We start from the raw sequence: 11728 nt of genomic DNA on the forward strand, positions 1-11728 counted from the left end.
CCGTTCCGGACTCCTCCTCCCAGGTACGGCCGGTGGCCGGGCGGGGGTTCACCCGCCCGGCCACCTGCCGGACCTGCCGGACCGGCCGGCCTCAGCCGATGGTGATCTTGAAGATCTTGTCCGCGCCGTCGGCCGCGCCGCCGTTGTTGTCGGCGTTGGTGGTGGTCAGCCAGAGCTGGTCCTGCCCGGGGACCTTGCTGACCGTGCGCAGGCGTCCGTAGGTGCCGACGTAGTACGAGGTGGGCGTACCGACGTTCTCGGTGTCCCCGCTGATCGGGATCCGCCACATCCGCTCGCCGCGCAGCGCGGCCATGTACACCACGTTGCGGACGATCGCGATGCCGCTCGGGGAGGCCTCGTTGACCGGCCAGCTGGCCTTGGGGTTGGTCATCCCGGCGGTGCTGCAGGTGCCCTCGCAGACCGGCCAGCCGTAGTTGGCGCCGGGCTTGATCAGGTTGAGCTCGTCCCGCTTGGAGTCGCCGAACTCGGCCTCCCAGAGCCGGCCGTTGCGGTCGAAGGCCAGGCCCTGCGGGTTGCGGTGACCGTAGCTGTAGACGTAGTTGCCGAACGGGTTGCCGGGGGCCGGCTTCCCGTCGGTGGTGAGCCGCAGGATCTTGCCGTTGAGCGAGTTCTTGTCCTGGGCCTGGTTGGAGGTCTGGGCGTCGCCGGTGGAGGCGTACAGGTAGCCGTCGGGGCCGAACAGCAGCCGGCCGCCGTTGTGGTAGCGGTTCTTCTGGATGCCCTGGAGCAGCACGGTGTACCCGGTGAGGGAGCTGCCGTTGAAGGTCATCCGGACGATCCGGTTGCCCTCGGAGGCGGTGTGCATGAAGTACACGTAGTGGTCGGTCGACCAGTTCGGGTCGACCGCCACGCCCAGCAGGCCGCCCTCGCCGTCGGTGGTCACCGCGTTGGGCACGGTGCCGACCTGGGTCTTCGTCCCGCCGGTGGTGAGGGTGTAGACCTTGAAGCTGTCCCGTTCGGTGACCAGGGCGCTCTTGCCGTCGGGCATCCAGTAGACGCCCCAGGGCACCGTCCAGCCGCCGGAGAGGGTGGCGGGCGAGCCGGGCACGCCGCCGTCGGCGGTGCAGGCACCGGTGGTGAAGGAGACCGGGGCGGAGGGGGGCGAGTAGCCGCCGGCGGTGTCCTTGGCGACCACGGTCAGGGTGAACGGGGCGTCGCAGGCCAGGCCGGTGACGGCGGCCGAGGTGGCCGGCGGGGTGCCGGTCACGGTCCCGAGCACCGCGCTGCCGCTGCGGATCTCGTACGCCACCACGCCCTTGTCGTCCGTGGACGCCCCCCACTTGAGGGTGGCGCCGGTGGAGGTGACGGCCGAGACGGTCGGCGTGCCGGGCCTGCCGGGCAGCGGGTCGGTGCTCGGCGCGGTGGTGCAGTCGATCGCCACGCTGGCCGGTGAGGCGTTGCCCGCGGCGTCGCGGGCGATCACGGTGAGGTTGTAGGTGGTGGCGGGCGACAGCCCGGTGAGCTGCCGGGTGGTGGTGTCCCCCGGTGCCTCGGCGAGCTTGTTGCCGTGCTCGTAGATGTCGTAGGCGCTGACGCCGACGTTGTCGGTGGCGGCGCCCCAGGCGAGGGTGAGGCCGTTCGGCCCGATCGCCGAGCAGGCGGGGGTGCCGGGGCGGCTGGGCGGGGTGGTGTCGGCGCCTGCGCCGACCCGGAGCCGGTCCAGGTTGGGTCCGCCGTCGGGGCCGGTGGCGGTGGCGCGGATCCGGTTGGTGCCGGCGGCCAGGTCGACGTTGACGGTCTTGGTGGCCCAGGTGTTCCAGTCGGCGGTGGGCGGGAAGGACACCCCGGCGGCCACCACCGTGCCGTTGACCGCGATGTCGAGCGGCCGGTCGGCGGTGCCCGCGTTGGCATACCGGAACACCAGCGCGGTGCTCCCGGCGGTGGCCGCGCCGACCGTGAACTCCACCGAGCCCCCTGCGGCGTTGGTGTAGTCGACGAAGCCGGTGCCGGTGAAGCCGGTGTGGTTGGTGGCGACCGCGGCCTGCGCCAGCACGGCGTCCTCGGCCTGGTAGTCGGTGGTCGGCGCGGTGACGTCGACGTCCAGGTAGTCCAGGTTGGGCAGGCCGTTCGCGCTGGTCGAGGTCAGCTCGATCCGGTTGGTGCCGGCGCCGACCGGGGCGGTCACCGTGGCGGTGGTCCAGTCGTCCCAGGTGCCGGTGGAGGGGAAGGAGCGGGCGGCGGCGACCACGGCGCCGTTGACCGTGACGTCGCCCGGGCGGTCCAGGGCGGTGCCGTTGGCGTAGCGGATGCCGATCACTGCGGTGCCGGCGCCGGTGGCGTTCACCGTGAACTCCACCGAACTGCCGACCACGTTGTCGCCGTTGACGAACCCGGTGCCGGAGTGGCCGGTGTGGTTGGACTCCACCGCCCCCAGGGTGACGGTGGCGCTCTCGGCCTCGTAGCGGGTGGCGGCGGCGGAGGCCGCGGGCGGAGCGGCGAGCGCCGCGAGCACCAGGCCGGTGGCGGCCAGCGCGACGCCGGCGGCCCGGCCGTACTGCTGTCGGTCGGTCATCAGGGCACCCAGTAGTTTCCGGAGGCGACGATCATGGACTGGAGCTGGACGCTGCCGCCGTAGTAGAGCGCGGGGTCGATCGCGGTGGCGGCGAGCTTGCTCCACAGGGCGTCGAGCCAGGCCTGCGAGCCGGGGTCGGTCATCGCGGTGACCACGAACGGCGCGGTGAACGCCATGTCGTGGCCGCTGTCGAAGGCGGTGCCGTTCAGCTTGTAGCCGGTGACGACGCTGCCCGCGTTGCCGCCGGTCTTGCCCTTGATCCAGGAGTTGATCTTCCGGGCGGAGGCCAGCGAGGCCGGGTCGCCGCTGGTCACGGCGTCGGCGCCGATCCGCCACGGGTCACGGCAGGCGTTCCAGCCGAAGTCGCCGTCGTTGGGGCTCTCCAGCACCTGGCCGGCGGCCGGCTTGGGGGTGGTGTTGGTGTTGACCACGAAGTCGGCGAGCAGGCCGGTGGTGGCGGCGTACTTGCCCTGCTGGGAGGTGATCAGGCTCTGGTGCGCGGTCCTGATGGTGTCCCAGGCGCTGTCCCCGGTGGCCGCCCTGAAGGCCCGGAAGTGGTCGATCATCCAGTCCGAGGAGCGGGTGGTCCAGTAGTAGGAGTCGCCGGAGTCGGACCAGTCGCCGAGCCGGGTCAGGTGGGTGGTCGGGTTGACCTCGGAGGCCTTGATCGCGTTGATGTGCTTGACGGCCAGGTCCTTGTAGTCGTACGTCCCGGCGCTGCCCCACTGCTTGTCGGCGAGCAGCAGCCCGTAGGCGACGTCGAGGTCGCCGTCGGTGGCCGAGTCGGAGCCGTCGACGCTCTTGCAGGAGGCGTCCTGCTCGGCGGCCAGCAGGTTGGCGTTGTTGACCGACCTGTGCGCCAGCATGTACTTCACCAGGCCGTCGAAGGCCGTCCTGGCGTTGCTGTCGGCGCCGGCCATCAGGGCGGTGATCACCATGCCGTAGCCCTGGCCCTCGGCGACGTACGGGTGGTCGGCGTCCGGCGAGAGGACCTCGTACCAGCCGTTGCCGCAGTTCTGCTTGAGGAAGGCGGCCTTCCAGGCGTTGTAGGTGCTGATCACCTTCTGGTCCAGGTCGGCCTGCGCCCCGGACGGCTTCAGGGTCCCGGCCGTGTACGGGAAGCGGTGGCTGCCGAACGGGACGGCGGGGCCGCCGGGCGTGGTGCCGCCGGAGTCGGCGTCCAGGCGGTCCAGGTTGGGCAGGCCGCCGGCGGTGGTGGCGGTCACCCGGACCAGGTTGGCCCCGGCGGTCAGCGGCGCGGTGAGGGTGGCGGTGGCCCAGGTGTCCCAGGAGCCGGTGCCGGGGAAGGAGCGGCCGGTCGCCACCGGCGTCCCGTTGACGGTCACGGTGGCCGGGCGGTCGGTGGTGGTGCCGTTGGCGTAGCGCAGCGCCAGCGAGGCGCTGCCGGCGCCGGTGGCGTTCACCGTGAACTCCACGTAGCCGCCCGTCACGTTGTCGCCGTTGACGAAGCCGGTGCCCGAGTAGCCGGCGTGGTTGGACTCCACCACGCCGAGCGAGATCCGGGCGTCCTCGGCCTCGTACCGGACGGACGCGGCGTTCGCGGCGTTCGCGGCGTTCGCGGCGGGCACCGCGACCACGCCGACCAGCAGGCCCGCTGCGGCGAGCAGGGTGCAGCCCGTTCTGTGCGTACGGTTCATCGGGAGCTCCTCAGCCCTGGTACTGGACGACGATCTTGGTGAAGTCGTACGGGGACTGCGCGACGCCGCTGCAGGCGTCCGCGTCGGTGCCGGAGCCGCAGGCACGGTCGCGGTTGACCGACCAGAACGAGTACCGGGCGATGTGGTGCTGCTGGGCGTAGCCGAGGATGGTCCGGAAGTCGCCGGTGGTGACGGCCTCGCCGGCCTCGTCGGTCCTGCCGTTCATGGACGAGACGCCGATGTGGCGGTAGGCGGCGTCGTCGGTGTAGCCGTAGGCGCTCTTCACCGCCGCCTTGAGGCCCTCCAGCGCGCCGACCGTGGCCTGGCCCATCGAGCCGCTGTGGCCGCCGAAGTCGAACGGCATCACCACCCAGCCGTCGTTCGGGAGGCCGGCCGCGGCGCCGCGCTTGATCAGGTCCTTGCCGGTGGCGTCCGGACCGGTCGGGGTGGTGCCCATGGTCACGTAGGTGACGAGCCCGGGGTTGGCGGCCTTCACCGTCTTCAGCGCGTCCACCACCCGCTGGCGGACGGTGGCGTTGGAGAACTCGGTGTCCTCGATGTCGATGTCCAGCGCCTTGAGGTGGTAGGCGTCGATCACCTTCTGGTAGGCGCCGGCCAGCGCGGCGGCGCTGGTGCACTTCTCGCCCAGCTTGTTGCCGCTCCAGCCGCCGACCGAGACCACCACGTCGCCGCCGGCCGCCCGGATGGACTTGATCGCGGCCTCGTCGGAGCCGCCGGTCAGGGCGCGGCTGCCGTCCCACTTCGGGTTGCAGGAGCCGTCGGAGAGGACGAAGGCCAGCGTGAACCACTTCACGCCGGTGGCCGCCATCACGTCGGTCGGCTTCTGCGGGCTGCCCCAGCCCAGGTACTCGTACGGCGCCGCGGCCATCGCACCGGGGCCGCCGGCGGCCTGCGAAGTGACCTCCAGGTAGTCGGTGTTGGGGCCGCCGCCGGCGCCGGTGCCGGTCGCCCGGACGGTGTTCGCACCGGCCTTCAGCGGCACGGTGAGGGTGGCGGAGGCCCAGGTGTCCCAGGACCCGGTGGCGGGGAAGGAGCGGGCGGCCGCCACCACGGCGCCGTTGACCGAGATGTCCATCGGCCGGTCGGCGGACGTGCCGTTGGCGTAGCGCAGGGTGAGGGTGGCGGTCCCGGCGGCGGCCGCGTCGACCGACCACTGGACGTACCCGCCGGGGGCGTTGGTGTAGTCGACGAAGCCGCCGCCGGAGAAGCCGGTGTGGTTGCTCGCGGTGGCCGCGGCGGACAGCGTGGCACTCTCCGCCTCGTACCGGGCGGTGGCGCCGGCCGCGGTGACAACCTGGCTGTCGGCGGCGGGAGTTGCCGAGGCCGGGACGGCCGGGGCCAGCAGCAGCCCGGCCGCGCCGAGGGTCGCCGCGAGGGCGGCACGGCGTGATCGTGGCGCGGAGGGGGTGGGGGTGGGGGTCATGGCGCTCGCTTCCGGGATCGGCTGGCGCGGGGGCGTCAGCGGACGGTGATCCTGTCGAGGTTCGGGCCGCCGGCGGCGGTGGTGGCGGTGGCCCGGATGGTGTTGGTGCCCGCCCGCAGCGTGATCGGGAGGGAGGTGGTGGCCCAGGTGTCCCAGCCGCCGGTGGGCGCGAAGGGCCGGCCGGCGCCCACCACGGCGCCGTTGACGGAGATGTCCATCGGGCGGGCGGCCGGGCTCCCGTTGGCGTGCCGAAGGTCCAGCGCGGCGCCCGAGGCGGCGCCGGCCTGCACCGTCCACTCCAGGTAGCTGCCTTCGGTGTTCGCCAGGTTGACGTAGCCGGAGCCGCTGTATCCCGGATGCTCGGTCTCCACGGTGCCCTGCGAGATCCGGGCCTCCTCGGCCTGGTACACCCCGGACGATCCGCTCACCAGCTGGTAGCCGCGCATGTCCCGGGTGAGCAGGTAGCAGTCCCGCAGCGAGCCCGAAGTGTCGTTCAGGGAGCGGTAGATGCCCCACTTGGGCCGGACCCGGTCGGCCAGGAAGGTGTCCACGCCGGACCTGCTGACGTCGATCACCGTGGCCCCGGCCCGGCGCAGCACCCAGCGGACCGAGCCCGAGGTCCGGTCGCCGACCGTGATCCGGAGGTCCACGTCCACCCAGGTGTCGTGCAGCGGGTCGAGGCCGGTGTCGCCGATGTGCAGGCCGGCGATCGGCATGGTCAGCTCGATGGTCTGCGCGCCGCCGGCCCGGCGCAGGCCCTGCACGAGGATCGGCAGGGTGCCGGTGCCGGGCTGCTTGAGCTGCAGCACGTCGGACCAGGTGGTGGTGGCGCGCAGCGAGGAGGGGATGAACATGGCGTAGGTGACCCGCCAGCTCTGCCCCGGCAGCCACTCCAGCGCGGGGCCGCCCGCCGGGCTGCGCATGCCGGTGACCTCCTGGCGCTGCCGGTCGGTCGTGGTGTCCCGGTCGACGAGGTGCATGTTCCAGCGGTAGGCGTCGCCCTGCGGGAGGATGTGCGGGTGGCCGGCGGGGTGCGAGCCGGCCCGGTCGTCCTCGACCGTCTCGAAGGCGGCGAGGCCGTCGGTGGCCGGGTCGGGTGCCCAGCGCAGCTTCCAGCTGGAGACCGCCAGGCTGCTGCCGGCGGCGAAGGCGGGGGCGGGGAGGGCGGCCGCGGCGGCGGTGCCGAGTGCGGCGGCGAGCAGCTTTCTGCGCGAGGGTCGGGGCATGGGCGCTCCTCGGGGTCTGCGGGGCTGCCGGCGGGGGTCCGGCAGGGCAGGGCGGGGCGACACCCCGGCCCTGCCGTGGGGGCGGGTCGGGGCGGTCGGGGTGACGGGTGCTCAGCGCGTCAGCGGGGGCCGCGCGGTGGTCGCGGCGGCAGGGGGGTCGCGGTGGTGCCGCCGCCCGGTGCACGGCGGCGGGCGGTGCCGGGGGCGGGCCCGGGGTGTGCGGGGGTGGCGTTCATCTGCCGTGACCTTGCCTTCCTGCCGGGGGGGTTCAGGAGTGCGCAGTGCTCGGCCGGGGCTCCTCGGGGAGGAGTGGCCTGAGTAACGTACAGAATCGACGCCTGAGCGGGCACGGTCAATATGTATGGTTAGGAAAGTTTCCGAATTATTGGCCGGATGCCGGTGCCACGGCCGCCGCCGGTGTCGCCGGAGCCGCCGGGGCCGGCACGCTGAGGCCCGCGGGCGCCTGGGCCGCGCGGTCGAGCACCTGATGCAGCGCCAGCAGCCCGAGCAGGGCGGCCCCCAGCGCCAGCGCGGCCGAGCGCCCCCGGCGAGGTCGGCCGGCGCCTCGTCCGCCCCCTGGTCCGCCGCTCATCCCGTCGCCTCCGTACCCGTTCGATCACAGGCCGCCGTCCGCGGCCCGCCACCGTGGTCAACGAGCGTGCCGGGTCCGGCGGTTCAGCCGTTGATCAGGTACGTGTCACCGTGCACCCGCCAGCGCAGCGGCGCAGCGAGGTCGAGGTTGCCGGCCTGCAGGAACCAGCGCTGCTCGGTGTCGACCCGGCTGGTGTCGCGGTGCGCCCGCTCGGTCAGCATGGCCGCCCGGCGGGCGTCCAGGAACGCGGTCAGGTACGCGCTCTCGTCGCCGCCCTGCGCCGGGGTCCTGGCCTTGCGCATCGCCGCCGCGCGGATCCCGCCGAAGCTCACCGGGTCGTTCCCGGGCCCGTGCATCACGATGGCGTCGTAGTAGATGAACTGGCCGAGCGCGCGCAGCCCGTCCGCCTTGGCCTGGCGCACCGCGGGGTCGAAGTAGGAGCGGTCCCGCTCGTCGTCCTGCGCGCGCCGGAAGGCCGGGTCCTGGGCGGCCTTCGCCCAGTCCGCGGTGAACGTCGGGTCGAGGCCCTGGTGCGAGGCGGAGCCGTCCACGGCGACCAGCGCGGGCAGGTACCGCACCAGCGGGTTGTCCGGCTTCAGGTCCCGGTAGTGGCGCACCAGTTCGAGCATGTCGTGGGTGCCGGAGGTGAAGCCGATCAGGCCGCCGGTGTAGCCGCGGCCGTCCTTGATGTCCTCGATGTAGCCGTACTGTGCGCGCCAGTCGAGCGAGGAGTTCTCCGCACTGGAGACCAACTGCTGGGCGATGTCCTTGAGATGGGGGCTGCTCAGGTCGCTGCCGCCGGCGGCGGGCGGGGAGGGCTTCGACGGGGTGCTGCCGGGCGTGGCCGGCGCGGTCGTCCGGCCCGGCCCGGGCGTCGGGCCGGCGGCGGCCGGTGCGGCGTCGTCGCGCACCGTCACCGGGGTCGCGCCGGGCGGGCCGGGGGTGCCCGAGGAGGCGTCCGCACCGTCCGGGGACGGATCGCCCGGGGCGCCGGGCGCCTCGGCGGTGGCCGCCGGGGCGGAGGGCGAGGGCGTGGCACCCGCCGCGGGCGTGCGCGCGCCGGGCGCGGCGACGGTCGGCGCGGGGCCGGCCGTGCCCGGTCCCGAACCGCCGGTGGCGGCGACCGTGGCGACCACCGCCGAGGCGGCCCCGGCGATCAGCACCGCCCGGATCACGCGCGGCTTGAGCCGCAGGACGGGCCGGTTCTGCTCTCGCTGCATGCAGCACTCCGTAGTTCGGGAGACTCCGCGCGGCCGTGGCGCGGCCACCGCTGGTGGAACGGCACCCGGCGCGCACCCGGTTCACCGCAGCGCCCGCCGGGTGAACCCGCCGGCGGAGCGGGGCCGTAGAACCGGACGAACCCCCGCCCCGCCACCCACCCGGAAGCCAGTCACCGCACGACAGTCACAGGAAAACGGTGCCCCGAAGATGTCCGACCCCGCGGCTCGTCCACGGACCCCGGCCGCCCTCGCGATCGAGAGCCAGGTGGTGGCGACCGACCGGGGACTCGCCGAGTGCGGCTCCTGGGCCTTCGAGCACCGGGGCATCGTGACGCTCTGCCGGGACGCCGTGTCGGTCGCGGAGATCGCCGCCCGGCTGGGCCTGCGGCCGAACGTGGCCCGGGTCCTGGTCGGCGACCTGTCCACCAGCGGACACGTCACGGCCCACCCGCCCTCGTTCGACGCCGCCCGGGACGTCCCCACGCTCCGGAGGGTCATCCATGGCCTTCGCGCCCTCTCCTGAGACCCGCCCGGCCGCCGCCCCGCGCCCGCCCCTGCCCCTGCCCCTGCCCCTGCCGGTCAAGATCGTCATCGCCGGCGGCCCCGGCGCCGGCAAGAGCACGGCGGTGGCCAGCATCTCCGACTCCACCCCGCTGACCACCGAGGCGGTGATGACCACGCTGGCGGCCGGCGTGGACGGCGCCGGACGCCCACCCGGGCCGGGCGCGGCCACCGTCGCGATGGACTTCGGCTCGGTCACCCTGGACGGCACCCTCAAGCTCTACCTCTTCGGCACGCCCGGCCAGGACCGCTCCGGCTTCCTCTGGGACGACCTGGTGCTCGGCGCGCTCGGCGCGCTGGTCGTCGTCGACCGGGACCGGCTGATCGACGGCTACCCCGCCGTCGACCACCTGGAGCGGGCCGGCCTGCCCTACGTGGTCGGGGTCAACCGCTTCGGCGGCCGGCAGCCGCACGCCCCCGAGGAGATCCGCCGGGCGCTGGCGGTCGCGGACGGCGTCCCGGTGCTCTCCTTCGACGCCAGGGACCGGCTCTCCGTCCGGGACGCCCTGCTGGCGGTGCTGAACCGGGCCCTGGACCGGGCCGGGCAGCCGCGGTGAGCGCTCCGGGCGGGCCCGCGACGACCGAAAGGGCCACCGGAACGTGGTGCCGTCCGATGGCCCTTCCCGGGAGCGCACCGAAGACAGGGGAAGGCGCGCCCCGCGTGCTGTCCGCACGGCCGGGGCCCGCCCGGGGAAGCGGGCCCGATGGGAGGAACGGCCGTGCACCGTCCAGCGGTTCACCCGCCGGACGGGCGGCGCTCAGGTCCCGGCCACCTCACCGGGGTCGGGCCGGGCGAACCGTCCCGACCGCACCACTCGGACCCGCCCGACCGCCCCGACCGCCGATGGATCCGTGGAGGAAGCTGTGGAGGAAGACCCCATGACCGCACCCGCGCGGGGACGCTCGGCCGTCCTCGTCCCGGTCGCCGCCGCGCTGGGCCTGGCGGCCGCCGGCGTCCTGGCCGTGAGCCCGCCCTCGTTCGCCGCCGGGCCCGGCGGGCCCCGGACCGGCGCGGTGACCGTGGTCGCCTCGACGACCCCGGCGCACGCGGTCGTCGAGGCGGCCCGCGCCACCGCCACGCCCAGCCCCTCGCGCACCGGCGTGCGGCTCCAACTCTTCGGACCGGCCCCGGTACCCGGCTCGCACCTCCTCGCCCACCCGCCGGGCGTCCCCGACGCAGCCCCGACGCAGAAACGGACCACCCGATGACCGACACCCACTACAGCCTTCCCGGCCCCGAGCACCCCGACGGGGACCAGGGGTTGCAACTGCCCTGGGTGGGCACCTCCGGCGACCGCGGCCAGAGCCTCGGCGACCGGCTCCTCGGCCCGTGGCAGCAGGTGAGTTCGCGGGCCGCGACGGTCGGCGGCGCGGTGCGCCGCTCGGCGGCGGACGCGGCCGGCCGGCTCCGGCCCGCCCATCTGTCGCTCGGGCGCCGGGCGGCGGCCGCGCACGGCGGTCAGCGGTCGACCGCGCCCGGCTTCTGGGACGTCCGGCGCGGCGTCATGGTCGGCTGCATGGTGGTCGGCACCGTCCTGCTGATCGTCTCCCCGTCCCTGCGGCCGGGGGCCGGACCGGACACCGACCCGGCGGCGGCCGGCAGCGCGCTGGGGCCGGAGGGCACCGGCCCGGAGGGCAGCCGGGGCCGGCCGCACCCGCCGGCCTCGGCCGCACCGTCGGACGCGTCGCCGTCCCCGGAGGCCTCCTCCGCGGCTCCGTCGCCCTCCGCGAGTCCCTCCCCCGCGTCACCCTCCCCGACGCCCGTGCCGACCACCGCCGCTCCGCGCACCACCGCCCCCGCCGCGCCGCCGGCCGCCACCCCGCCACCGGCCGGCCCGGCCCCGTACCGGGCGGTCGCCGGGTACGGGTGCAACGGGCCCGGCGGCCGGTTCAAGGAGGTCGGCTCGTTCGACGAGGGCGCCGGCGGGTGGAACACCGTGAGCAGCGGCGGTTGGACCGGCGACTCCTGCGACGGCCGGTTCGCGGCCGTCCCGATGTCCGGCGACCGGAACAAGGACGACTCCAGCTACTACGCGCTGTGGACCTTCGACGTCGGCTCCGCGGCCGCCAGCTGCACGGTGACCGTCTACGTGCCGGCCAACACCTCGGTCAAGCAGGTCGGCGGCGCCCCCGCGTACTACACCGTCGGCTCGGGCTCCGGCGGTGACCTGGGCTCCTTCACCGTGGACCAGGTCGGCAACCGCGGACGCTGGGTCGACGCCGGCTCGTTCGCGCCCCGCGACGGCACCCTGACCGTCAAACTCCACAACCGCGGCGTGGACTTCACCGGGTCGGGCCAGAAGACGTACGCGCACCTGGCGGCGGCCCAGATCCGGGTGGACTGCCCGCGCTGACCACCCGGCGGCGCCGGACAGCACCGGGGGCGGCCGGCGGGAGATCTCCCGCCGGCCGCCCCCCCCGGGGGGCGGGGGGCCGGGCCGCGAAAAGGGCCGGGGGGGGGGGCGCGGCGGGGGGGGGGCCGCCCGCCGGCCAG

9 protein-coding genes are annotated in these 11728 nt (G+C 74.8%); 4 read left to right on the forward strand and 5 right to left on the reverse strand.

What is annotated here, in order from left to right:
* Positions 1–91: 91 nt before the first annotated feature.
* From ABT014_RS27700 to ABT014_RS27720, 5 genes are all read right to left on the reverse strand, one after another.
* On the reverse strand, positions 92–2533 hold the full coding sequence (locus tag ABT014_RS27700; protein WP_350641926.1) for a PQQ-dependent sugar dehydrogenase: 2442 nt from the start codon (positions 2531–2533) through the stop codon (positions 92–94).
* The gene (locus tag ABT014_RS27705; RefSeq protein WP_350641927.1) at positions 2533–4191 is read right to left on the reverse strand and encodes a glycosyl hydrolase family 8; all 1659 of its coding nucleotides are present in this window, start codon (positions 4189–4191) and stop codon (positions 2533–2535) included. The genes ABT014_RS27700 and ABT014_RS27705 overlap by 1 nt, the downstream gene beginning before the upstream one ends.
* A 10-nt stretch (positions 4192–4201) precedes the next feature.
* Positions 4202–5635, reverse strand: a complete 1434-nt coding sequence (locus ABT014_RS27710) for a CBM35 domain-containing protein (RefSeq protein ID WP_350641928.1) — start codon at positions 5633–5635, stop codon at positions 4202–4204.
* Positions 5636–5670: 35 nt separating this feature from the next.
* Positions 5671–6861 (reverse strand): carbohydrate-binding protein, encoded by a 1191-nt coding sequence (locus tag ABT014_RS27715; protein WP_350641929.1) that lies wholly within the window; start codon positions 6859–6861, stop codon positions 5671–5673.
* A 675-nt stretch (positions 6862–7536) separates the two neighbouring features.
* Positions 7537–8364, reverse strand: a complete 828-nt coding sequence (locus tag ABT014_RS27720) for a chitosanase (protein ID WP_350641942.1) — start codon at positions 8362–8364, stop codon at positions 7537–7539.
* A 517-nt stretch (positions 8365–8881) separates the two neighbouring features.
* Between ABT014_RS27720 and ABT014_RS27725 the strand changes: the two genes are divergently transcribed.
* The 4 genes from ABT014_RS27725 to ABT014_RS27740 all read left to right on the forward strand — a co-directional run bounded on the left by ABT014_RS27725 (position 8882) and on the right by ABT014_RS27740 (position 11588).
* Complete coding sequence (locus ABT014_RS27725; protein WP_350641930.1) at positions 8882–9196, forward strand: DUF742 domain-containing protein; 315 nt, start codon at positions 8882–8884, stop codon at positions 9194–9196.
* Positions 9174–9791 (forward strand): GTP-binding protein, encoded by a 618-nt coding sequence (locus ABT014_RS27730; RefSeq protein WP_350641931.1) that lies wholly within the window; start codon positions 9174–9176, stop codon positions 9789–9791. The genes ABT014_RS27725 and ABT014_RS27730 overlap by 23 nt, the downstream gene beginning before the upstream one ends.
* A gap of 322 nt (positions 9792–10113) precedes the next feature.
* Positions 10114–10443, forward strand: coding sequence for a hypothetical protein (locus tag ABT014_RS27735; RefSeq protein WP_350641932.1), 330 nt, complete (start codon positions 10114–10116; stop codon positions 10441–10443).
* Positions 10440–11588, forward strand: a complete 1149-nt coding sequence (locus ABT014_RS27740; protein ID WP_350641933.1) for a hypothetical protein — start codon at positions 10440–10442, stop codon at positions 11586–11588. The genes ABT014_RS27735 and ABT014_RS27740 overlap by 4 nt, the downstream gene beginning before the upstream one ends.
* The last annotated feature ends 140 nt before the right edge of the window (positions 11589–11728 follow it).

The organism is Kitasatospora sp. NPDC094015, from assembly GCF_040304075.1.
Lineage (GTDB): Bacteria > Actinomycetota > Actinomycetes > Streptomycetales > Streptomycetaceae > Kitasatospora.